This window comes from Burkholderia sp. WTPI3 (genome assembly GCF_021483755.1).
Classification (GTDB): Bacteria; Pseudomonadota; Gammaproteobacteria; order Burkholderiales; family Burkholderiaceae; genus Burkholderia.
In genome coordinates, this window is sequence record NZ_JAGIXF010000015.1 from 89,706 (window position 1) to 113,398 (window position 23,693).

At 66.9% G+C, this 23,693-nt stretch carries 20 protein-coding genes; 7 read left to right on the forward strand and 13 right to left on the reverse strand.

What is annotated here, in order from left to right:
- Complete coding sequence (gene xdhB, locus J7024_RS10865) at positions 1-2,364, reverse strand: xanthine dehydrogenase molybdopterin binding subunit (protein WP_124830236.1); 2,364 nt, start codon at positions 2,362-2,364, stop codon at positions 1-3.
- A gap of 18 nt (positions 2,365-2,382) precedes the next feature.
- Positions 2,383-3,942, reverse strand: coding sequence for a xanthine dehydrogenase small subunit (gene xdhA / locus J7024_RS10870; protein WP_234745028.1), 1,560 nt, complete (start codon positions 3,940-3,942; stop codon positions 2,383-2,385).
- Positions 3,943-4,291: 349 nt separating this feature from the next.
- Here xdhA and J7024_RS10875 point away from each other — a divergent pair, with 349 nt between their 5' ends.
- A complete protein-coding gene (locus J7024_RS10875; protein ID WP_124830238.1) occupies positions 4,292-5,506 on the forward strand; it encodes an MFS transporter in 1,215 nt (404 codons plus the stop codon).
- 100 nt (positions 5,507-5,606) lie between these two features.
- Here J7024_RS10875 and J7024_RS10880 read toward each other — a convergent pair whose 3' ends face one another.
- The 5 genes from J7024_RS10880 to J7024_RS10900 form a co-directional block, all read right to left on the reverse strand.
- A complete protein-coding gene (locus tag J7024_RS10880) occupies positions 5,607-6,098 on the reverse strand; it encodes a hypothetical protein (RefSeq protein WP_234745029.1) in 492 nt (163 codons plus the stop codon).
- Positions 6,095-6,550 (reverse strand): M35 family metallo-endopeptidase, encoded by a 456-nt coding sequence (locus J7024_RS10885; RefSeq protein WP_233409947.1) that lies wholly within the window; start codon positions 6,548-6,550, stop codon positions 6,095-6,097. The genes J7024_RS10880 and J7024_RS10885 overlap by 4 nt, the downstream gene beginning before the upstream one ends.
- Before the next feature lie 260 nt (positions 6,551-6,810).
- Positions 6,811-7,293 carry a hypothetical protein gene (locus J7024_RS10890; RefSeq protein WP_233409946.1) on the reverse strand — a complete coding sequence of 161 codons (483 nt, stop codon included), beginning with the start codon at positions 7,291-7,293 and terminating at the stop codon, positions 6,811-6,813.
- Positions 7,294-7,303: 10 nt separating this feature from the next.
- Positions 7,304-7,630 (reverse strand): PAAR domain-containing protein, encoded by a 327-nt coding sequence (locus J7024_RS10895; RefSeq protein ID WP_124830240.1) that lies wholly within the window; start codon positions 7,628-7,630, stop codon positions 7,304-7,306.
- A 366-nt stretch (positions 7,631-7,996) separates the two neighbouring features.
- The gene (locus J7024_RS10900) at positions 7,997-8,887 is read right to left on the reverse strand and encodes a DMT family transporter (protein ID WP_124830241.1); all 891 of its coding nucleotides are present in this window, start codon (positions 8,885-8,887) and stop codon (positions 7,997-7,999) included.
- Between the two features lie 134 nt (positions 8,888-9,021).
- Between J7024_RS10900 and J7024_RS10905 the strand changes: the two genes are divergently transcribed.
- The gene (locus J7024_RS10905) at positions 9,022-9,957 is read left to right on the forward strand and encodes a helix-turn-helix domain-containing protein (RefSeq protein ID WP_124830242.1); all 936 of its coding nucleotides are present in this window, start codon (positions 9,022-9,024) and stop codon (positions 9,955-9,957) included.
- A gap of 62 nt (positions 9,958-10,019) precedes the next feature.
- On the opposite strand, the gene J7024_RS10910 is transcribed toward J7024_RS10905, so the two are convergent.
- Positions 10,020-11,231, reverse strand: coding sequence for a pyridoxal-phosphate-dependent aminotransferase family protein (locus tag J7024_RS10910; protein ID WP_124830243.1), 1,212 nt, complete (start codon positions 11,229-11,231; stop codon positions 10,020-10,022).
- Positions 11,232-11,984: 753 nt separating this feature from the next.
- Here J7024_RS10910 and J7024_RS10915 point away from each other — a divergent pair.
- The 5 genes from J7024_RS10915 (at position 11,985) to J7024_RS10935 (ending at position 17,596) form a co-directional block, all read left to right on the forward strand.
- The gene (locus J7024_RS10915; RefSeq protein WP_234745030.1) at positions 11,985-12,968 is read left to right on the forward strand and encodes a LysR family transcriptional regulator; all 984 of its coding nucleotides are present in this window, start codon (positions 11,985-11,987) and stop codon (positions 12,966-12,968) included.
- A gap of 30 nt (positions 12,969-12,998) precedes the next feature.
- Positions 12,999-13,997 carry a 2-hydroxyacid dehydrogenase gene (locus J7024_RS10920; RefSeq protein ID WP_234745031.1) on the forward strand — a complete coding sequence of 333 codons (999 nt, stop codon included), beginning with the start codon at positions 12,999-13,001 and terminating at the stop codon, positions 13,995-13,997.
- A 118-nt stretch (positions 13,998-14,115) separates the two neighbouring features.
- Positions 14,116-14,889, forward strand: coding sequence for a 5,6-dimethylbenzimidazole synthase (bluB, locus tag J7024_RS10925; protein ID WP_124830246.1), 774 nt, complete (start codon positions 14,116-14,118; stop codon positions 14,887-14,889).
- Positions 14,890-15,157: 268 nt separating this feature from the next.
- Complete coding sequence (locus J7024_RS10930) at positions 15,158-16,327, forward strand: MFS transporter (RefSeq protein ID WP_124830247.1); 1,170 nt, start codon at positions 15,158-15,160, stop codon at positions 16,325-16,327.
- A 108-nt stretch (positions 16,328-16,435) separates the two neighbouring features.
- Positions 16,436-17,596, forward strand: coding sequence for an MFS transporter (locus J7024_RS10935; protein WP_124830248.1), 1,161 nt, complete (start codon positions 16,436-16,438; stop codon positions 17,594-17,596).
- Between the two features lie 154 nt (positions 17,597-17,750).
- Here J7024_RS10935 and fahA read toward each other — a convergent pair whose 3' ends face one another.
- The 5 genes from fahA to J7024_RS10960 form a co-directional block, all read right to left on the reverse strand.
- Positions 17,751-19,055, reverse strand: a complete 1,305-nt coding sequence (gene fahA, locus J7024_RS10940; RefSeq protein WP_124830249.1) for a fumarylacetoacetase — start codon at positions 19,053-19,055, stop codon at positions 17,751-17,753.
- Complete coding sequence (gene hmgA, locus J7024_RS10945) at positions 19,052-20,386, reverse strand: homogentisate 1,2-dioxygenase (protein ID WP_124830250.1); 1,335 nt, start codon at positions 20,384-20,386, stop codon at positions 19,052-19,054. Before hmgA ends, fahA begins: the two co-directional genes overlap by 4 nt.
- Before the next feature lie 15 nt (positions 20,387-20,401).
- Entirely contained in the window at positions 20,402-21,763 is a 1,362-nt protein-coding gene (locus tag J7024_RS10950; protein WP_234745032.1) for an MFS transporter, read from the reverse strand.
- Complete coding sequence (locus J7024_RS10955; protein WP_175761899.1) at positions 21,760-21,990, reverse strand: DUF2783 domain-containing protein; 231 nt, start codon at positions 21,988-21,990, stop codon at positions 21,760-21,762. The genes J7024_RS10950 and J7024_RS10955 overlap by 4 nt, the downstream gene beginning before the upstream one ends.
- Before the next feature lie 41 nt (positions 21,991-22,031).
- Positions 22,032-23,693: FAD-dependent oxidoreductase (locus tag J7024_RS10960; protein ID WP_234745033.1), on the reverse strand; the 1,662-nt coding region annotated here is incomplete at its 5' end.

The following is a 23,693-nucleotide window of genomic DNA, read 5'->3' on the forward strand; positions in this document are numbered from 1 at the left end:
TCAGCCTGCCCGCGCGGCGCTCGCCGCACGCACCGCACACACCGCGCGCAGGATCGACTCGCCAGTGGCCGGCGCGTCGAGCGGCGGATTCACCCGGTAGTCGCCGACCGCGGCCACGGCATCGCGCACCGCGAAGAACACCGAGAACGGCAGCAGCAGCGGCGGCTCGCCGACGGCCTTCGAACGGTGGATGCTGTCCTCGACGTTGCGGTTCTGGAACAACCGCACGTTGAACTCGGGCGGCGTGTCGTTGACGGTCGGGATCTTGTAGGTGGACGGCGCATGCGTCATCAGCTTGCCGCCCGCGTTCCACCACAGCTCCTCGGTCGTGAGCCAGCCCATCCCCTGGATGAACGCGCCTTCGACCTGGCCGATGTCGAGCGCCGGGTTCAGCGACGCGCCGACGTCGTGCAGCGCATCGACGCGCAGCGTGCGCATTTCGCCGGTCAGCGTGTCGATCACGACTTCCGACACGGCCGCGCCGTACGAGTAGTAGTAGAACGGCCGGCCCTGCAGCTTCGACTGATCCCAGTACAGCTTCGGCGTCGCGTAGAAACCGTCCGACCACAGCTGCACGCGCGCGAGATACGCCTTCGCGATCACTTCGCCGAACGGCACGCCCGTACCGCCGACCCACACGAAGTCGTTGCCGAACTTCACGTCGGCCGCCTCGACCTTGCCGTCGCCGAACTGCTTCGCCGCGAACGCCGCGAGCCGCTCGCGCAACTGGCGCGCCGCATCCTGCGCGGCCTTGCCGTTCAGGTCCGAGCCCGTCGACGCAGCGGTGGCGGACGTGTTCGCGACCTTGCTCGTGTCGGTCGCCGTCACGCGGATCCGGCCGAAGCGGATGCCGAGCTCGTGCGCGACGACCTGCGCGACCTTGGTGTTGAGCCCCTGCCCCATCTCCGTGCCGCCGTGGTTCACGAGCACCGAACCGTCGGTATAGATGTGCACCAGCGCGCCGGCCTGGTTGAAGTGCGTGACGTTGAACGCGATGCCGAACTTCACCGGCGTGAGCGCGATGCCCTTCTTCAGCACCGTGTTGCGCGCGTTGAATTCGCGCACGCCCGCGCGACGCGCACGGTAGTCGCTCGTCGTTTCGAGTTCGCCGAGCAGCTCCTGCAGCACGTTGTCCTCGACCGTCTGGCCGTAAGGCGTCACGTTGCGCTCCGTCTTGCCGTACAGGTTCGCGTAGCGCACGTCGAGCGGATCGCGGTCGAGCGAACGCGCGACGTCGTCGAGGATGTACTCGATCGCGAACGCGCCCTGCGGGCCGCCGAAGCCGCGGAACGCCGTGTTCGACTGCGTGTTGGTCTTGCCGCAGTAGCCGGCGATGTCGACGTCGCCGAGCCAGTACGCGTTGTCGAAGTGGCACACAGCGCGCGTCATCACCGGGCCCGACAGGTCGGCCGAGAAGCCGCAGCGCGACGTCATGTCGAGCGCGACGCCGTCGAGGCGGCCGTCGTCGTCGTAGCCGACGTCGAAGCGGTAATGGAAGTCGTGCCGCTTGCCGGTGATCATCATGTCGTCGTCGCGGTCCGGGCGCAGCTTCACCGGGCACAGCAGCTTCCACGCGGCGAGCGCCGCGCAGCAGGCGAACAGGCCCGACTGCGATTCCTTGCCGCCGAACCCGCCGCCCATCCGGCGGCATTCGACCAGCACGTTGTGGGACGCGACGCCGAGCACGTGCGCGACGAGGTGCTGCATTTCGCTCGGATGCTGCGTCGAGCAGTACACGTGCATGCCGTCGTCGTCCTTCGGCACCGCGTACGCGATCTGCCCTTCCAGGTAGAACTGCTCCTGGCCGCCGAGCAGCATCTCGCCCGACTCGCGATGCGGCGCGGCGGCAAGCCGCGCGGCCGCGTCGCCGCGCGCGAGCTTCAGCGGCGGAATCACGTAGGTTTCGGCCTTGCGCGCCTCTTGCGCGGTCAGGATCGCGGGCAGCTCTTCGTAGTCGACCTGCGCGCGGCGCGCGGCAAGCCGCGCAGTTTCATGCGACGTCGCGACGACGATGAACATCGGCTGGCCGACGAACTGCACGATGCCTTTGGCGAGCACCGGGTCGTCGTGGATGATCGGGCCGCAGTCGTTGACGCCAGGGATGTCGTCGGCCGTGAACACGGCGACCACGCCGGGCGTCGCGCGCACCGCGTCGAAGTTCATCGACACGATCCTCGCGTGCGGCTTCGCGGACAATCCGAGCGCAGCGTGCAGCGTGCCGGCGACGATCGGAATGTCGTCGGTGTAGGTCGCGCGTCCGCTCACGTGCAGATGGGCGGATTCGTGCGCGCGTGACACGTGCACCTGCGCGGCGTCTGCCTGCGGATCGAGGGTGCTCAGGAACGGTTCTGCTTGCTGGTTCATGTTCGGTGTTCTCCTTCTTCAGACGCGCGCCGCGTCGTTAGCACCTTCAGCGGCCACTTCACGCACGTTCAGCGCCTGCGGCGGCAGCGGATCATGCGGGCGCGTCTCCAGCCAGAATCGGTACATCAGGTTCTTCGCGGTATCGAGGCGATACGCGCTCGTCGCACGCATGTCGGACAGCGGCTGGTAGTCGCGCTCGAGCGCCTGCATCGCGGCCTGCGCGGTGGCTTCGTGCCACTGCGCGCCGTCGAGCACCGCTTCCGCGTGGGTCGCGCGCTTCGGCGTCGCGGCCATCCCGCCGAACGCGATGCTCGGCTCGCGCACCAGGTCGCCGTCCGCGATGAACGCGAATGCCGCGCACACGGCCGAGATGTCGGAGTCGAACCGCTTCGACAGCTTGTAGGTGCGGAACTGCAGCTTCGCGCGCGCGCCGGTGCGGGTCGGCACCTTCACGCCTATGACGAATTCGTGCGGCGCCATGTCCTTTTGCTGATAGCCCGTGTAGAGCGCTTCGAGCGGCAGCTCGCGCACCGTGTCGCCGCCGCGCAGCACGACCCGCGCGCCGAGCGCGATCAGGCCGGGCATCGAGTCGCCGATCGGCGAGCCGTTCGCGACGTTGCCGCCGATCGTCCCCGCGTTGCGGATCGGCAGCGACGCGAAGCGCTTCCACATCTCGGTCAGCTCCGGATACGTGCCGGCAAGTGCCGCGTACGCCTTTTCGACCGTCACGCCCGCGCCGATCTCGATCCAGTCGTCGCCGTGCGCGACCTGCTGCAACTCGGCGATCTGGCCGACATAGATCAGGTCGTCGAGCCGGCGCATCTGCTTGGTGACCCACAGGCCGATGTCGGTGCTGCCGGCGAGGATCCGCGCATCGGGACGCTCGACCTTCAGCGCCGCCAGCGCATCGAGCGTGCGCGGTGCGGCGAATTGCGCGCCGTCGGCCGTGGTGTAGGCGAACGTGTCGTCGCGCTTGAGCAACGCGAGCGTGCGGGCGAGCGCGGCCGTGTCGACCAGCGCCGACGGCTGCGGCGCACCTTCGCCGCTCGCGTCGAACATGCGCACCGCCGCATCGACGATCGGCCGGTAACCGGTGCAGCGGCACAGGTTGCCGGTCAGCGCATCGGCGATCTCGGTGCGCGTCGGCACGTCCTTCGCCTTCGCGCACGCGCCGCCGCAGCCCTCGTGGCCATGCTTCTCGTACAGCGCCCACATCGACATCACGAAGCCGGGCGTGCAGAACCCGCATTGCGAGCCGTGGCAATCGACCATCGCCTGCTGCACCGGATGCAGCGAACCGTCCGGCTGGCGCAGGTCTTCCACCGTCAGCAGCGCACGGCCGTCGAGCGTCGGCAGGAACTGGATGCACGCGTTGACGGCCTTGAACGCGACCGTGCCCGAATCGGTCAGCTCGCCGACGACGACCGTGCACGCGCCGCAATCGCCTTCCGCGCAGCCTTCCTTGGTGCCGGTGCAGTGCGCGTCCTCGCGCAGATACTGCAGCACGGTGCGGGTGACGTCCGCGCCGCTGACTTCGCGGACCGCGTGACGATGGTAGAAGCGGATCGGCTCACTCATGTCTCTATCATTCTTCAAGTGGGGGCAAGGCGGCCTGCGCTTGGCGCTCGACCGACGTTTTTCTGACAGTTTGCACGCTATCACCATCAAATTCCGCAACCCATAGCCCATCACGCATGAGGCCCATATAACTGCCGCGATATGCGCGCCGGGACTGCCCGGCGCGCCCGCCGCGCGTTGCCCCGCGTGGTTTTCCCGTTGGTCCGCTCCGGTCCGCCGTCGATCCGTCACCGATTAAAACGGGGCCCCATTAACTAAACGGTACATGCGCCAAAACCGGTTCCATGGGAAAATCCCGATTCCGTTTCTCGCCGCCTTCCGTTCCGTTTCGATCATCCGTTCCGACCCCATGTCAACCGATTCCGCCATACCGCCGCGCAGCGGGTTCGCCGTCACGCTGCAAATCGTGTCCGTCGTCTGCTTCACGTTCATCTGCTACCTGACCATCGGCCTGCCGCTCGCGGTGCTGCCGGGCTTCGTCCATGACGACCTCGGTTTTTCCGCGATCGTCGCGGGCGGCGCGATCAGCGTCCAGTATTTCGCGACGCTCGCGTCCCGGCCGCTCGCCGGACGCTTCGCCGATACGCTCGGCCCGAAGCAGACAGTGCTGCGCGGGCTGATCGGCTGCGGCGTGTCGGGCATGCTGCTGCTCGTCGCGCTGCTGCTGGCGCACTGGCCGGCCGGGAGTCTCGTGCTGCTGGTCGCGAGCCGGCTCGTGCTCGGCGTCGGCGAGAGCCTGTGCGGCACCGGTGCGATCCTGTGGGGCATCGGCCGGGTCGGCGTCGCGCACAACGCGAAAGTGATCTCATGGAACGGCATCGCCACCTATGGCGCGCTCGCACTCGGCGCGCCGGTCGGCGTCGCGATCGCGCATACGCTGAATCCGGCGCTGATCGGCGTGATCGTGATCGCGCTCGCCGCGATCGGCTTCTACCTCGCGCGCCTGATCGATGCCGTGCCGCTCGTGCACGGCGAACGGATGTCGTATGCGAGCGTGTTCACCCGCGTGCTGCCGCACGGCCTCGGCCTCGCGCTCGGCTCGGCGGGCTTCGGCTCGATCGCGACCTTCGTCACGCTGTACTACGCGGCGCGCCACTGGCCGAACGCCGCGCTGTCGCTGACCGTGTTCGGCACGCTGTTCATCGGCGCGCGGCTGCTGTTCGCGAACACGATCAAGACTTACGGCGGCTTCCGCGTCGCGATCGTGTCGTTCGCATTCGAATGCTCGGGCCTCGTGCTGCTGTGGCTCGCGCCCGTGCCGCACGTGGCGCTCGTCGGCGCCGCGCTGACTGGTTTCGGCTTCGCGCTGATCTTCCCGGCGCTCGGCGTCGAGGCCGTTGCGCTCGTGCCGCCGGCGAGCCGCGGCGCGGCGCTGTCCGCGTATTCGGTGTTCCTCGACCTGTCGCTCGGCATCACGGGCCCGCTCGCCGGCTATGTCGCCGGCGCGTTCGGCTATCCGCAGGTGTTCCTGTTCGCGGCCGTGGCCGCGGCGGCCGGCGTGGGGCTGTCGATGGTGCTGTACCAGCGGCAGGCGCGGGTCGAGGGGAGCGGTGCGGCGGCATAAGGACAGAAAAGGGTAACGATCGGCGAACGCTGTGCTGAATGCGTTCGCGAACCATCGCCCGCGAGCCAATGACACCCGCTATTTGCGGGCGTCATTGGCCTCACTGGATCGCCCGGCTTCGGGGCGTTACACGCGGGTCGTCACAAAGCTTTTGACATCCGCCCGGGCACAGGGGAACTAGTTCGGTATCAATCTGATACAGGTCTAGCGTTCCGTCGCTCTTTCGCACCATCTCATCGGTGAATGTCTTCTTTTCGACGATGATGTTTTCGCTCTTGATTCCCAGTTGTTTTAGGTATGCGACCGCATCCGTGGCGCGCTCATCTTTGAGCTGTTCGCCGCTCCGTTCTTTCGTATAAGCGCCGGGTATTACGACGGCTTGAACTTCGACGCCTGGCCATTTTTTTGCCTCGATTACTGCGTCGGCAATTCTTAGCCTGTCGGCATTGGAAACGTCAATGCCGTTTAGCGGCAATGAAATTCGGACTGGCTCCCCTATGGTGCATGCGTATGCAGGCGTGATGCCAACGTATGCGAATAATGCGAGCATCGCTGATGCGCTCCGGATGGCATCTTTGATGTGGGTCTTCATTTCATGACCGTCCTGTCGAAGGTAGCAATGTATCCCGTAATGCTATCCGCGTTTCGGATCGCGCTATCAGGGTTGCTCATTGCGAAAATTCTCAACCCGGATTCCGTATCGGAATACGCAATGTCATCTGAATCGAAAGTGTCGATATAGTGGGCGCATTCGTGAATGAGTGTCTTGACCTTCGCTGCCGGCCACAAGTCGCCGTTTGAAATCGTACAGAACTTCGAATAGATGGCAATGATTCGTTTTTCGGAATCCGGCTTGCATACTCCAGCCGTATTGCTGCCACTGTCGGGTATCACACCGCAGGTGAGTTGCGTGTTCATGGTGTCGTCCCATCGAACAATTTTCTCCGGAACAAGCTCTTGCATCGCGTTGAGCAGCTTCGGAAGCCCGATCGCCAGGATTGCCCGGATGTCGTTGTCGGCACGGCCCGAAGTAGAGACGGGCACGCGCCTGTTCCGCTACGTTCCACGTAGTCACGCCCGCGATACGCTGTTGTATCAACGAAGTCGCCGCATCGCGGGCCTTCATGACTAATTCTCCGAACGCCTTGTTGGCCATGTTCGTGCATATGGGTGTCGTGTTGATGGACACATAGACCATCGACCCCGGATTGGTATTGGTGACGGCCCTCGAATGGACGAGGATCTATTCTTCGTTTTCCTGAACTTCGAAGTTGTATTTATTTCCCGAAAAACCGTTCATTGCGTCAGCGCCCCTTCGTATAGATTTTCAAAGATGCCGATGCGTCGGTGACGATTCGATAGCGAACGTTGACGAGCGGGCGGTGCGCATCATCGAGCAAGGTGAATTGCTCGTCATGTACGGCATCCGATGAGGCAAACGGCAGATGGGCTGGACCAGGTTTGCGCCCATTCAGCGTCGCAATCTCTCCTGCAGTAAAAATCATCCGCATGCCGCGCTCAGCGTAAAAGATCGGCGGCGGGTTGCATCCGCAGACATTGATATCCCCGCTTAATGCCCACTGTTTGCCGTTCGGGCCGGTACCGGGCCAGCGCGGCCCTTGCGGTGCGATGTACCCTTCACGCTTGCAGGCCGTACAGTAGGTCTTCATATCGAGCGTGGCGATCTGAACCCTCGGCGGCGGATTGGAACAGGTCACGGTGTCGAGGCCTTCGACAATCACCGCTTCCCCGGCGCTGCCGCCTTTGGCAAGAAAGTAGCGGATCATGGGCGCCACCTCAGTGGGGCATGGACGAGCGGGTGACGACGCTAAATACAACGGACGACGCTACGCCTTGTCGCTCGGGGCTATCGGTGATCGTGTCGCCGTTGCTCAACCGGCTGCCCACCAATGCCAATGGCTTGCCTCCGCTATGGTTGTTTCCCGCGCCGTCGATAATCGCGGCCTCGCTGCCGTCGTCATAGGTCACTACATCGCCGACGCAGGCGACTTCCAATCCAGCCAAGGTCAGGCCGCTGGTTGCGGTGGTGACGCGTCCACCGCGTTCCGTGAGCGCGCCAACGGTGGCGAAAAGATGGGTCGGTGCTTGGAGTTCGTTTTTCATCCGGCTTCCCTGTCTCAGTAAATGGAATGGCTGCCTGGAGACGCTATTCCAGATAAGAAACGTCGATCAATCGGACGAATATGATTCGGCACCTATAACAGATGTGAATTGCTCTGTTTTACTGTTTGAATCAACCTAGCGCGGGATTACGCCGGTGGATCGGTGCGATAGCTTGATTTCTTCGGCGTCGCTTTCCATCCAGCAGCCGACTTATTCATCCCGCCCGGGTGCGCTTGCCGGTGATTCGGTCTCAAGTCGAAAACCAATCATTCACACGTGAGCGAACACCTGCCCCATCGGGGTGTCGTCCTCCGGATAGAACGTCGGGTAACCGCGCTCTTGCGAGTCGTGGTACCTGGCCCCCGATCACGCCGCCCGCAAAAACAACCGCCGCGTGAGATCGAACGCAACGAGATTGCCGGCCAGCACGAGCAGCAGCCCGACCACCGCGAGCGGCGACCACTGGTAGCCCTCGAACACCGTCGACACCGCCAGCGCGACGATCGGGAACAGCACCGTGCAATACGCGGCGCGCTCCGGCCCGATCCGGCCGACGAGCGTCAGGTACGCGGTGAAACCGATCACCGAACCCGGCACCGCGAGATACACGAGCGCGCCGAGATAGCGCGGGCTCGGGTCGATCATGAACGGCATCCCGGCCACCGCGCTGCCGACCGTCAGGATCGCCGCGCCGATCAGCATCGCCCAGCCGTTGGTCGCGAGCGGGTGCAGCCCCATCGACTGCATCCGGCTCGACAGCAGGTTGCCGACCGAGAAGCACATCGTGCCCGCGAATGCGATCGCGAGACCGATCCAGGTCGCGTGATCGTCGAGGTGGCCGGCCATCTGCTGCCAGAACAGGCACGCGATGCCGGTCAGCCCGAGCAATGCGCCGGCGATCGCGGACGGTCGCAGCGGGCGGCCCATGAACAGCCGGCCGTTGATCGAATTGAGCAGCGGCGCGGTCGAGAAGATCACCGCAACTAGCCCGCTCGGCACGACCTGCTCCGCGTAGTAGAAGCACAGGAAGTTCAGGCAGAACAACGCGAAGCCCTGCGCGACGAGGTAGCGCCACGCTTCGCGCGGCGGGCGGACCGGCCGGCGCATCACGCGCAGCAGCGCGAACAGCACGGCGGCCGCAAGCCAGAAGCGCCAAGCGATCGAGACGGGCGGCGGCACGGCGCCCAGCTGCCACTTGATCGCGATCCAGGTGGTGCCCCAGATCAGCACGGTGACGAAATAGAGCGACAGGTTCATGGCGGCGATGAAGCGAAATCGAGTGAAACGGACGCCGACTATGCGGCCGCACCGCCCGCGCGAATTGTCCGGAATTGCGGTCTTTTTCGGCCCGCCGCACGGCGCGTCGCGCACGCGCTTATACTCGGCGCATCATGAGTTCGCCCCTGCACGCCCCACCCGTCGATCCCGCCGCCGCCCTGGCCGGCGGTGCCATGCCGTTCGGCCTGCAGTCGGTATGCCGGACGCTCGCCGAGGCGAACGCGACGCTCGAGCGCTTCACGTGGCTCGGCGACCATCTCGCGATCGCCGAATGGACGCGTATCACCGACGAAAGCGAGACGATCTACGACCAGCCCGGCCATCACACGCTGTCGTGCTATCTCGACGGCGGCTACCGGACGGAACGCCAGCGCGTGCAGCGTTATGGCGCGCCGAGCCTGCTGTGCGCGCTGCCGGGCGACCATGAATCGCGCTGGTGGGTGCGCGGCGAGATGCACTTTATCCACCTGTACTTCCTGCCCGAGCACTTCACGCAGCGCGCGATCCGCGAGCTCGATCGCGAGCCGCGCGAGTTGAAGCTCGCCGATCGCACCTATTTCGAGGATGCGCGCGTAGCGGCGCAGTTCCGCTCGCTCGCGCTGGAACGCTGGGACGATGCCGACGGCCGGCTGCGCGTCAACGAAGCCGCCCACGACGTGCTGAGCCTGCTGCTGCGCGGCCAGAGCACGATGCGCACCGACATGCCGTTCCGCGGCGGGCTCGCGCCGGCCGTGCGACGCCGCGTGCGCGACTATATCGACAGCTACCTGTCTCAGCCGCTGACGCTCGGCGAGCTGGCGAACGTCGCCGCGCTGTCCGAATACCATTTCTCGCGAATGTTCCGGCTGTCGTTCGGCCGCGCACCGCATGCATGGGTCGCCGAGCAGCGGCTCGCGCGGGCGCGCCTGCTGCTGCGCACGACGTCGCTGCCGCTCGCGCAGATCTCGGCCGAATGCGGCTACGCGAATGCCGGCCACTTCAGCCATCGCTTTCGCGACGCGCACGGCACGACGCCGAACGCGTATCGGCGCGCCATGCAGGGCGGCTGAGCGCCGCACGCCGGCTCAACGGCCGGTTGCGCGCAGCGCACCCGGCACGCCCTTCTTCCCGCTTACGTACCGCGCCGCGACAGCTCCTGCTCGAGCGCGGCCACGCCGGCCGGCAGGTCGACCGGCACCTTCAGGTCGACCATCGTGCGGCCGAACGCATGCAGCGTACGGAACAGGTTGTGTTCGCGACACTGCTCGCCCATCTGGCCAATCCGCACGATCGGCAGACCGAACGAGCCCGAGATCTCGACCTGGTACTGCTTCGAGATATGGCCGCAGACCATCCCGGGCGTCAGCCCTTCCGGCGTCTCGATCCCGACCACCGAATTGAGCCGGCAGTCCTTCGGCGCATAGAGCGTGAGCCCCATCGCCTCGACACCCGACTGCAGCGCGAGCGAGCAGCGCAGATGGCGCGCGAAGCGGCTTTCGAGCGTCTCCGCGCAGACGAGCCGCAGCGCCTCGTGCAGCGCGAGCACGCCCGACACCGGCGCCGTGTAGTGATAGCCCGCGTTGTGCCAGAAGTTCTCCGCGAGCGCCATGTCGAGGCACCAGTGCGCGTTCGGCTCCGGACGATGCTTCATCCGCTCCCACGCGGCATCCGAAAACGCGATCAGCGACACGCCCGGGATCGACGACAGCCCCTTCTGACCGCCCGTGATCACCGCGTCGATGCCCCACGCGTCCATCTCGAGCGGCATCGTCGACAGCGTGCACACCGCATCGACGACGACCAGCGCGCCGGCTGCCTTCGCGAGCGCCGCGATGTCGCGCAAGTCGCGGTTCCATACGGTGTTCGACGTCTCGCCCTGCACGATCGTGACGATCTCGGGCCGCTCGCGCGCGATCGCGTCGGCGATCTCGTCGAGGCTCGCGACCGAGCGGTCGGCCACTTCGAGCGTCGCGACGTCGGCGCCGACGCGCGTGGCCATTTCGGCCATCCGCGCGCTGAAGAAGCCGTTGCGGATCGACAGCACGCGCGTGCCGCGCCACGCGAGGTTCGAAATCGCCATTTCCATCGCGGCGGAACCGGGGCCGGCGACGCCGAGCACCCACTTCGTGCGGGTCTGGAACACGTAGCGCGCCATCTCCTTCACCTGCTCGATGATCTTCGCCATCGTCGCGCCGAGGTGGTTGATCACGATCGTGTTCGCCTTCGCGACGGCGGCCGGGATCGGGACCGGGCCGGCGCCCATCATCAGCAGCGGTTCTTCGGGCAGGATCGCGTCGAGCGGCACGACGACGGGACAGGGAATCGGCGAGTAATCGATGGACATGGCTGGCAAAAATGGAAGGAGGAAAACGCTGGGACGTCGCCCGCCGCACGGCACGGCGAACTGATCGATCATTCCGCGTTCCGCGGCTGCGCGCAAGAGGCACGCACAGCCGGACAGCGTGACGCTGGCCCGGTCGACGGACCGGGCCAGCGTCCGCGCACACGCCGCGCAATTGCATTTCTCATTGACGGGGAATCGCGCTCCGCATGCGAATCGGTTCCATCTTCGGTTCGATTCGCGCGATTTACTCCGGCAATATTGTGACAACTCCCCGATGCCGGCCGTTGGGCTCTGCGCATCTACCCACTAAAATATCCGGCATCACGATAAAAATCGCGCGGCGGCAATCGGTCCGCGAAAACCGGGGGCGCTAAAAAACATCCATTATCACGGCATCTATTGGCGACCGATTTCACCCATTACCGTAAGCGGCCGCACGAAATTACACCCAACATACTGTTTTTAATAAAAAATCTCCATCCAGACCGTGCCCACCTTCAATACATCCCCAGCTCCCTTCATTGAGCCCGATCGGCCCCACATCGTTTAACCGATACCTGCGAATCCGATTTTCCGCAACCCGCCCCTTTTCTCAGGTTGACGGATATCGCTTCCGTCATGAACAATCATCTGTGGAATCAAAAATCGATTTTTCGATACGAACGAGAACCGGGGTCGCGCGACGGTTTTCCAGGGCGTGCGACGAAAAATCACAACCATAAATCAATCAACCGGGCCAGAAATACGCGAGCCATGAACCAGATTCAGACCATGCGTGTGTTCGTCTGCGTCGCCGAGCAGCAGAGCTTCCGGCGCGCGGCGCACCATCTAGGCGTGTCCAATGCGCTTGTCACGCGTTCGATCGCGATGCTCGAGTCGCACCTGAATACGCGGTTGATCCACCGCACCACGCGCAACCTGTCGCTGACCGAGGCGGGGCTGCGCTACCTCGACGGCTGCCGTGCGCTGCTCGAGGAATTCGACCACCTCGAGGCGTCGGTCGCGCATGCGGTGCGCGAGCCGGCCGGCACGCTGCGCGTCGTCGCGTCGGGCCTGCTGTCGCCGCTGGCCCTCACGCCGCTCGTCAGCAGCTTCCGCCACCGCTACCCCGAACTGCGCGTGCAGCTCACCGTCGCCGAAGGGCCGCTCGACGTGCTCGATTCGGGCTACGACGTCGGTATCATCACCGGCAACCGGCTCGACGGCAACCCGACGCTGATCGGTCATGCGCTCACGCCGAACCCGTTCGTCGCATGCGCGGCGCCCGCCTATCTCGAACGCCGCGGCGAGCCCCGCATCCCCGACGACCTGCCCGGCCACGACTGGGTCGCGCTCGCCCCGCATCAGCATGCGCCCGCGTGGCGGCTCGTCGGCCATGACGGCGTCACGCATTCGGTCACGCTGCGCCCGACCTGCACGGTCAATCAGCTCGCGCTCGTGCAAGCGGCGGCCGCGGCCGGCTCGGGCATCGCGGTGCTGCCCGAATCATGCGTTGCCGACGCACTGGCGAGCGGCGCGCTCGTGCGGCTGCTGCCCGGCTACCGGATCGACGACCCGGACGCGCAACTGTCGCTCGTGTATCCCAATCGCCAATATGTGCCGGCTCGCACGCGCAGCTTCGTCGAACACGCGCTCGAGCATTTCGGCGTGCAGGCGGCCGGCGAGCGGACGAGCTACGACTTCCTGCGCTCGCCGCGCGGCCCCGATCGTGCCGATATCGTCACGGGCCTGCAGTAAACTGCCCCCGACAGCCATCGGAGGTGCAGCATGCGCGTGATCCTGTTCAGCAGCCGGCAGTACGACGACGATTCGTTTACCGCCGCCAACCGGCAGTTCGGCTATCGGCTGCACTTCCAGCCCTCACACCTCGACGCGGAAACCGCGATCCTCGCGCATGGCTATGACGTCGTCTGCCCGTTCGTCAACGACACCGTCGACGCAGCCGTGCTCGAACGGCTCGCCGACGGCGGCACGCGCCTGATCGCGCTGCGCTCGGCCGGCTTCAACCACGTCGACCTGGCGGCCGCCGAGCGGCTCGGCATCGCGGTCGTGCGCGTGCCCGCGTATTCGCCGCATGCGGTCGCCGAACATGCGGTCGCGCTGATCCTCGCGCTCAATCGCCGGCTGCCGCGCGCGGTGGCACGCACCCGCGAAGGCGACTTCTCGCTGAACGGCCTGCTTGGCTTCGACCTGCACGGCAAGACCGTCGGCGTGATCGGCACCGGTCTGATCGGCCGCGTGTTCGCGAAGATCATGATGGGCTTCGGGATGCACGTGCTCGCGCACTCGATGCCGCCGCACGACGAAGAACTGATCGCATTCGGCACGCGCTATGTCGAGCTCGACGATCTGCTGCGCCATGCCGACATCGTCAGCCTGCACTGCCCGCTGCTGCCATCGACGCACCATCTGATCAACGCGCAGACGCTCGCGCGGATGAAGCACGGCGCGATGCTGATCAATACGGGGCGCGGCGGCCTCGTCGACGCGCACGCGCTGATCGATGCGCTCAAGAACGGCCAGCTCGGCCATCTCGGGCTCGACGTGTATGAGGAGGAAAGCGGCCTTTTCTTCGAGGATCATTCCGACCTGCCGCTGCAGGACGACGTGCTCGCGCGCCTGCTGACGTTCCCGAACGTGATCGTCACGTCGCACCAGGCGTTCTTCACGCGCGAGGCGCTCGCCGAAATCGCGCACACGACGCTGCTGAACATCGAAGCGTGGCACGCGGGCGCGCCGACCAACGTCGTCACGCCGGGCCGCTGACTCGCCCCGTTCGGCATACGCGATCCGTCAACGATCCGTTATTTTGTTTCGACTGAAGTAACGCCGTGCGCGCCGCGTCTGCTATCGTTGCGCGGATTTCTCCCTGCTTGCGCCGCCCATGCGTTTCGACGACTCCGCCATTGCCGCGGTCTACCGTGCCATCTTCGAACGGCGCGACATGCGCCACTTCACGCGGGCGCCGGTCGATCCGGCCACGCTCGCGCGGCTGCTGCGCGCCGCGCACCACGCGCCGAGCGTCGGCTTCATGCAGCCGTGGCGCTTCATCCGCATCACCGATCCCGCATTGCGCACCGCGATCCACGCGCTGGTCGAGGCCGAGCGCCGCGCGACCGCCGACGCGCTCGGCGAACGGCAGGACGAATTCATGCGGCTGAAGGTCGAAGGCGTGCGCGAATGCGGCGAGTTGCTGGTCGTCGCGCTGACCGACGACCGCGAGCGCCACGTGTTCGGCCGCCGCACGATGCCGGAGATGGATCTCGCGTCCGCCGCGTGCGCGATCCAGAACATGTGGCTCGCCGCGCGCGCCGAAGGGCTCGGGATGGGCTGGGTGTCGCTGTTCGACGTCGATGCGCTGCGCACGCTGCTCGGCATGCCGGCCGGCGCGAAGCCGATCGCCGTGCTGTGCATCGGCCATGTCGACGCGTTCTACGCGAAGCCGATGCTCGAGGCGGAACGCTGGGCCGCGCGGATGCCGATCGAAGCGTGCCTGTTCGAAAACGGCTGGGACGCGCCGGCGGCTTCCGCCCCCACCTCCGCCGATTGCACGCCCACCGTGTCCTCGGTCGTAGCCGGATCGTCATCGTCGCCCGAGATCGCCGCAGCAGACGAAGCCCCCGCCGCCGCACCGAACTCGGCACTCCCCGACCGCTGACCGAGCGAACCGTTTGCAGCACGATCAAGCCCGATTCGCCGGTTTTGTTCCGACCCGACATACCCGACCGATACCTGCCTGAACCCGGCGAAATCCCACACTGTGGCGCACCACAGCCGCCTTGCCGTCGCACGCCGACAACATCCGTTTTGGCCCCAAACATAGGGGTTTTCACTGAAGTAGAATCGCGGCTGATGTCCTCCGCCCGCCCGTCTCGCGCATCCTGCGCCGGTCCCGGCAGCGGCTCGTTCCGTAACCTGCCACCGCGATGCCTTTACCTCTTTTCGCCCTTGCCGTCGCCGCTTTTGGAATCGGTACCACCGAGTTCGTGATCATGGGGCTGCTGCCCAACGTCGCCCGCGACCTCGGCGTGTCGATTCCGGCCGCCGGGATGCTCGTGTCGGGCTACGCGCTCGGCGTGACGATCGGCGCACCGATCCTCGCGATCGTCACCGCGAAGATGCCGCGCAAGCGTGCGCTGATGGGACTGATCGGCCTGTTCATCGCGGGCAACCTGTTCTGCGCGATCGCGCCCGGCTATGCGGTGCTGATGGCCGCGCGCGTCGTCACCGCGTTCTGCCACGGCGCGTTCTTCGGGATCGGCTCGGTGGTCGCCAGCAACCTCGTCGCGCCGAACCGACGCGCGCAGGCGATCGCGCTGATGTTCACCGGCCTCACGCTCGCGAACGTGCTCGGCGTGCCGCTCGGCACCGCGCTCGGTCAGGCGTACGGCTGGCGCGCGACGTTCTGGGCCGTCACCGGCATCGGCATTGCCGCGGCGGCCGCGCTCGCGGTCTGCCTGCCGAAGAACCTCGCGATGCCCGACACCAGCATCACGCGCGAATTCAGCGTGCTCAGGCATCCGCAGGTGCTGATGGTGCTCGGCATCAGCGTGCTCGCGTCCGCGAGCCTGTTCAGCGTGTTCACCTACATCACGCCGATCCTCGAGGACGTGACCGGCTTCTCGCCGCACCAGGTCACCTACGTGCTGCTGCTGTTCGGCCTCGGCCTGACCGTCGGCGGCACGCTCGGCGGCAAGCTCGCCGACTGGCGCCGGATGCCGTCGCTGATCGCGACGCTCACGCTGATCGGCGTCGTCCTCGCGCTGTTCGCCGGCACGATGCACATGCCGTTCGCAACGCTCGCGACGATCTTCGTATGGGGCATCCTCGCGTTCGCGATCGTGCCGCCGCTGCAGATCATGATCGTGGATCGCGCGAGCGATGCGCCGAACCTCGCGTCGACGCTGAACCAGGGCGCGTTCAACCTCGGCAACGCGACGGGCGCGTGGCTCGGCGGGATGGCGATCGGCTCCGGCGTGTCGCTCGTGAACCTGCCGTGGGTCGGCACCGCGATGGCCGTCGCCGCGCTCGCGCTCACGCTGTGGTCGGCCTCGCTCGAACGCCGCCCGGTGGCCGCGCCGACCGAATACATCTGATGCGCCGCGCCCCGCTCGCGCGCCGCGGCGTTCGTTGCGCGCGCAACCCCATTCGATCCTGATGGCCTTCATGGACCTTTCAGGGCCCGCGGTGTAGCATCGCGCCCGATGAAAGCCATTCTCAATCGTGATTTCCTCGCGCTGATCCTGAGCGTCGCGGTAGTCGGTCTCGGTACCGGTGCCACGCTGCCGCTCACCGCGCTCGCGCTGACCGAAGCCGGCCACGGCACCAACGTCGTCGGCATGCTGACCGCAGCGCAGGCGCTCGGCGGCCTCGCGATCGTCCCGTTCGTCACCGCGCTCGCGCGGCGCATCGGCGCGCGTCGTGCGATCGTCGTGTCGGTCGTGCTGCTCGCCGCCGCCACCGCGCTGATGCAGTTCACGTCGAACCTGATTCTGTGGGGCGTGCTGCGCGTGCTATGCGGCGCCGCGCTGATGCTGCTGTTTACGATCGGCGAGGCGTGGGTCAACCAGCTCGCCGACGATTCGACGCGCGGCCGCGTGGTCGCGATCTACGCGACCAATTTCACGCTGTTCCAGATGGCGGGCCCCGTGCTCGTCAGCCAGATCGCCGGCGCGACCAGCATCCGCTTTGCGCTCTGCGGCGCGCTGTTCCTGCTCGCACTACCGACGCTCGCGACGATCCGGCGCGCGCCGCTCGCCGGCGACGATGCGCATCACGAAACGCACGACAGCTGGCTCGCCGTGCTGCCGCGCATGCCTGCGCTGATCATCGGCACCGGCTTCTTCGCGCTGTTCGATACGCTCGCGCTGTCGCTGCTGCCGCTCTACGCGATGGATCACGGCGTCGCGAGTGCGACCGCCGTGCTGCTCGCATCGATCATGCTGTTCGGCGATACCGCGATGCAATTCCCGATCGGCTGGCTCGCGGACAAGCTCGGGCGCGAACGCGTACATCTCGGCGCCGGCTGGATCGTGCTCGCGGGGCTGCCGCTGCTGCCGCTGGTGATCGCGAATCCGTGGCTATGCTGGCCCCTGCTGTTCGTGCTCGGCGCGGCCGCCGGCAGCATCTATACGCTGTCGCTCGTCGCGTGCGGCGAACGCTTCCGCGGCTCGGCGCTCGTCACCGCGAGCTCGCTCGTATCGGCGTCGTGGAGCGCCGCGAGCTTCGGCGGCCCGCTGGTTGCGGGCGCATTGATGGAGCAACTGGGCAGCAACGCGTTGATCGGCGTGCTGGTCGTGTGCGTCGCCGCGTTCGTCGCGGCCGCGCTGTGGGAACGCCGCACCGCGCTGCAGCGCGCGATCTGACGCCGGCGTAGTTCAGCGCGCGACTGTCGGCGTATCGACACGCAGGCGTATCGACGTGTCGGTACCGCCGCCCGCCTGCCAAACGAAAACGGCCCGCGCAATGCGGGCCGCCCTGCTCCGGCGAATCACGCGCGACGTATCGCGCCGCAGCCGCTTATGCGCTACGCGCCGGCAGGATCTTGCCGGCACACGCGCCGAAGCCGACGCGATAGCCGTCGCCCTGGCACCAGCCCGCGAGCGTGAGCTCGTCGCCATCCTCGATGAATGCACGATTGCCGCCGCCGTTCAGCGCGAGCGGCTCCTTGCCGTTCCACGTCAGTTCCAGCAGGCTGCCGAACGAATCCCTGGTCGGTCCGCTGATCGTGCCCGAACCCATCAGGTCACCCACGCGCGTGTTGCAGCCGGCAACCGTGTGATGCGCGAGCTGCTGCGCCATCGTCCAGTACATGTGCTTGAAGTTGGTGCGGCAGATCGACGTCGCTTCGGCGGCACCTTCCGCGCGCAGCGTCACTTCAAGCGCGATGTCGAACGCATGCTCGCCCGTGTGCCGCAGATACGCGAGCGGCTGCGGCGACTGTTCGGGCTGCGCGACGCGGAAGGGTTCGAGCGCGTCGAGCGTGACGATCCACGGCGAGATCGTCGTCGCGAAAGTCTTTGCATTGAACGGGCCGAGCGGCACGTATTCCCACTGCTGGATGTCGCGCGCGCTCCAGTCGTTCAGCAGCACCATCCCGAAGATGTGCGCTTCGGCATCCTCGCATGCGATCGGCTCGCCGAGCACGTTGCCCTGGCCGACGATGAAGCCCGTTTCCAGTTCGATGTCGAGCTTGCGGCACGCGCCGAACACCGGGCGCTCCTGGTCGGGCAGCTTCAGTTGCCCGTTCGGACGCCGCACCGGCGTGCCGCTCACGACCACCGACGACGCGCGGCCGTTGTAGCCGATCGGCATTTCCGACCAGTTCGGCAACAGCGCATTCTTCGGATCGCGGAACATCGAACCGACGTTGGTCGCATGCTCCTTCGACGAATAGAAATCGGTGTAGCCGGGAATGTCGACAGGCAGATGCAGCGTCGCGTCACGCTGCGCGACAAGCACTTGCGCGCGCAACGCGGCGTCGTCGCGCAGCCTCGGGTTGTCACGCGAGAACAGGTCCGACAGCTGTACGCGCACGCTGCGCCACGCATCGCGGCCGAGCGCGATGAACGCGTTGAGCGTCGGCGCGGCGAACACATCCGCACCGGCCGGCACCGTCACGAGGTCCGCACGCGCGAGCGCGGCGAGATCGACGATCTGGTCGCCGAGCGCGACGCCCGCGCGGCGCGCCGCCTGCTTCGCATCGCTGAAGATCCCGAACGGCAGGTTCTGGATCGGGAAATCGCAGGCGGGATCGTTCGCCGTATCGACCCAGCTCTTGCGGGCGGGGTCCAGCGTCGCGCGCCAGTCTTGGGTATCGCTCATCGTTGCTCCGGATTGAAGTGTTTCCTGATGCCTTGCCAGCATTCGAAGTAGTCGGCCTGCAGCTGCGCGGTGTCGAGCGCGTAGCGCGTCGGCCGGATCAGCGTGCGGGTTTCGAACATGAACGCCATCGTCGCGTCGACCTTGTGCGGCTTCGACGTGTCGCCAGCGGACGCCTTCTCGAACGTGTCCGCGTCCGGCCCGTGGCCCGACATGCAGTTGTGCAGGCTCGCGCCGCCCGGCACGAAGCCTTCGGCCTTCGCGTCGTACGCGCCGTGCACGAGCCCCATGAACTCGCTCGCGACGTTGCGGTGGAACCATGGCGGGCGGAACGTATCCTCGGCCGCGAGCCAGCGCGGCGGGAAGATCACGAAGTCGATCGTGTCGACGCCCGGCGTGTCGCTTTGCGACTGCAGCACGAGGAAGATCGACGGATCCGGGTGATCGAAACTGATCGACCCGATCGTGTTGAACAGGCGCAGGTCGTATTTGTACGGTACGTAGTTGCCGTGCCACGCGACGACGTCGAACGGCGAATGGCCGATGTCCGCGCGCCACAGGCGCCCGTTCAGCTTCGCGACGAGCTCGAACGCGCCTTCACGATCCTCGTAGGCCGCCTGCGGCGTCAGGAAGTCGCGCGGGTTCGCGAGCCCGTTCGAGCCGATCGGGCCGAGGTCGGGCAGGCGCAGCAGCGCACCGAAGTTCTCGCAGATATAGCCGCGCGCATCGCCGTCCGGCAGCGTGACGGAAAAGCGCACGCCGCGCGGGATCACCGCGATCTCGAACGGTTCGACGTCGAGCCGGCCGAATTCCGTCGCGATGAACAACCGCCCCTGCTGCGGCACGATCAGCAGTTCGCCGTCGGCGCTGTAGAAGAAACGGTCCTGCATCGAGCGATTCGCCGCGTACAGATGAATCGCGCAGCCGTTCATCGCGGCCGCCGAGCCGTTGCCGGCCATCGTCACGAGCCCTTCGACGAAATCGGTTGGCTCGACCGGCATCGGCAGCGGATCCCAGCGCAACTGGTTCGGCGGCGTCGGCGGCACGTCGGCCGAATCGCCGAATTCCGACACGAGCCGCTGCACGCCCGTGAACGGCTCGAACGGCCGATGCACGGCCGCCGGCCGGATCCGGTACAGCCACGAGCGGCGGTTGTGCCCGCGCGGTGCGGTAAACGCGGTGCCCGACAGTTGCTCGGCATACAGGCCGTACGGCGCACGCTGCGGCGAATTGCGGCCGTGCGGCAGCGCGCCGGGCAGCGCCTCCGTCGCGAATTCGTTCGCGAAGCCGCTCAGGTAGCCGGCGCTCGCCGGTTTCGACAGGTCAAACGTCATCGTTTCCTTTCTCCATCAATTCATGGCGGCGTTCGGCGCCTGCGCACCGCTGCGCCGCGTTACGCCGGCCAGGACGACGACGAACAGCGCCGAGCACAGCACGGGCACCGCGGCCGCATGGAACAGCGCGCCATTGGTCCAGTTCAGCGCAATCAGTTGTCCGCCGACGAGCGGCCCGAGCACCGAGCCGATCCGGCCGATGCCGAGGCTCCAGCCGATGCCGGTCGAGCGCAGCGACGTCGGGTAATACTGGCCCGCGAGCGCGTTCACGGCCGGCTGCCCGCCGACCACGCAGAACCCGCCCGCGAACACGACGAGCAACAGCCACGGCAGCGCATGCGCGACCGAGCCGATCAGCCCCACCGATACGGCCGCGCATGCGAAGCAGGCGAACAGCACGCGCACGAAGCCGTAGCGCTCGATGAACCAGCCGAGCGACAGCGTGCCGAGCACGCCGCCCGTCTGCAGCACCGTGCCGACGATCACGGCGGTGCCGGGCGAATAGCCCGCGTCGCGCATCACGGTCGGCAGCCAGTTCGACAGGAAGTACAGATCGATCAGGTTCATGAAGCTGATCGCCCACAGCAGCAGCGTGACCGGCAGCCGGCCGTGGCGGAACAGCTCGGCGACCGGGGCGCCGCTCGCGGCGCGCTCGCGCACGACGAGCCGTGTGTTCGCATCGATGCCGGCCTGCGGCGCGAAGCGTGCGAGCCAGTCGCGTGCCTGCGCGTCGCGCCCTTTCAGCACCAGGAACTGCATCGACTCGGGCAGCCGCGCGAGCATCGCGATCGTCAGCACGAATGGCACCGCGCCGCCGATGAAGAACACCGAGCGCCAGCCGAATGCCGGAATCAGCGCGGCACTGATGAAACCGCCGAGCGCCGCGCCGAGCGTGAAGCCGCACGACACGATCATCATCCGCTTCACGCGATGCGCGGCCGGGCTGAACTCGCCGACCAGCGCCATCGCGTTCGGCATGATGCAGCCGAGGCCGAGGCCCGTGACGAAGCGCAGCGCCATCAGCACCGGGATCGAACCGGCGAACGGGGTCGCGAGCATCGACACCGCGAAGAACAGCGTCGAGCCGATCAGCACCGGGCGCCGTCCGATCCGGTCGGCCAGCACCGACAGCCCGAGCGCGCCGAGCAGCATCCCGAACAGGCTCGCGCTGAACACGGGCCCGAGCGCCTGCTTCGGCACGCCCCATTCGGCAATCACGCTCGGCGCGACGTAACCCATCGCCTGCGCATCGAAGCCGTCGATGACGAGACACAGCCCGCAGAGCACGAGCAGCATCCAGTGAAAGCCCGGGCGATGGGTCTCGTCGATCACGTGCTCGACTTCGAGCACGCGCGTGCCGGCCGGCGCCGCGCTCATTGCACCACCTCGGCGGCCGGATGCGCAGGCGCGCTCACGCCCTGGCGCGCGAGCGCCATCGCTTCGCGCAGCACGTCGGCATCGCCGATCTGGTTCGCGAGCAACAGGATCAGCTTCGCATTGACGAGTTGGCTGTCGGCGTCGGACAGGTCGCGATGCATGTCGATCAGCGCTTCGTAGAACGCGTCCGGATCGGCCAGGCGCGGGCGGGTATCGAGTCGGGGCATGACGGGTGTCTCCGGTGTCGTTGTCGGGTTCGATGCCGTGCTCAGCATGCGCAGATCGCGCGCGCCAGGGCATCGGCGATCGCCTGGCGTTCGAGCGTGCGTGTCCGCGCACACACGTGCTGATCGGGGCGCAGCAGATAGAACGTGCCCGGCTGCGCGTCGTAGCGTTGCGCGGCGAAACCGTCGATGTCCTCCACCACGTCGACGCCGGGCACCGGTTGCGCGTGGCCGACCGGCACCACCAGCACGGGCCGCACCGGCAGCGCGAGGCCGTCGAGCGCCTGCGCGAGCGCGGCGGCATCGCCCGGCCGCCCGAACAGCATGCCCGCGAAACCGTCGCCCAGATGCTGCAGCAGCCAGCCGGGCGCGCCCTGCGCGCGCACCGGCGCATCGGCCGCCGCCGCGCCCGGTCGCATCGCGCACGCGAATGCGTCGCCGTTGCGATCCGGCGTGTTCAGTGGCGAATCGGCGAGCACGGCCGGCACCGACAGGCGGCCGCTGTTCACGAGCTTGCGTGCGAACTCGCAGTCGCGCGCGAGCTTCAGCGTCGCGTCGCGGAACACGCGCGACACCGCGCTCTTCGGCGTGATGAAGTCGGTCGAGCGCGTCGAGTTGCGGATGTTCTCGTCGGCCGCGAATTCGCGCTCGCTTGCATAAGTGTCGAGCAGGCGGTCGTCCGAACGGCCGTCGAGCACGAGCTTCAACTTCCAGGCGAGGTTGTCCGCGTCCTGCACGCCGCTGTTCGCGCCGCGCGCACCGAACGGCGACACGCCGTGCGCGGAATCGCCCGCGAACAACACGCGGCCGTGACGGAACGTATCCATCCGCTGGCAGCGGAACGTGTACACGCTCACCCATTCGAGCTCGAACTCGACCTCCGGCCCGAGCAGCGCGCGCACGCGCGGGATCACCCGCTCCGGCTGCTTCTCGGCGACCGGATCGGCGTCCCAGCCGAGTTGGAAGTCGATGCGCCACACGTTGTCGGGCTGGCGATGCAGCAGCACCGACTGGTTGCGGTGGAACGGCGGGTCGAACCAGAACCAGCGTTCGGTCGGAAATTCCGCCTTCATCTTCACGTCGGCGATCAGGAAGCGGTCCTTGAACGTGCGGCCGCGGCTCTCCAGCCCCATCGCCGCGCGCATCGGGCTGCGCGAACCGTCAGCCGCGATCACGTACCGCGCACGCAGCGTCTCGATGCCTTCCGGCGTCTCGACGGTCAGCGCCGCGTGTTCCGCCGACTGCGCGACGCCCGTCACCTTGTGCTTCCAGCGGATGTCGATGTTAGGCAGCGCGAACGCGCGCTCGGCCAGATAGCCTTCGACATAGTATTGCTGCAGGTTGATGAACGCGGGACGCGCATGCCCTTCCTCGGGCAGCAGGTCGAATGCGTACAACTGCTCGTCCTGCAGAAACACCTTGCCGACGTGCCAGCTCACGCCCTTGTCGACGAAGCGCTCACCGCAGCCGAGCCGGTCGAAGATCTCGAGCGTGCGCTTCGCGAAGCAGATCGCGCGCGAACCCGTCGACAGCGTGTCGTCGTCGTCGAGCAGCACCACTGGCACGCCCTGCTGCGCCAGATCGATCGCGGCCGACAGACCCACCGGGCCCGCGCCGACGACGATCACCGGATGCACGGCCGCGTCCTCGCCGCCGGCTCGCGCCGCGCGCGTCCGGTATTCGAACTTCAGCGTCTGGTAATCGAT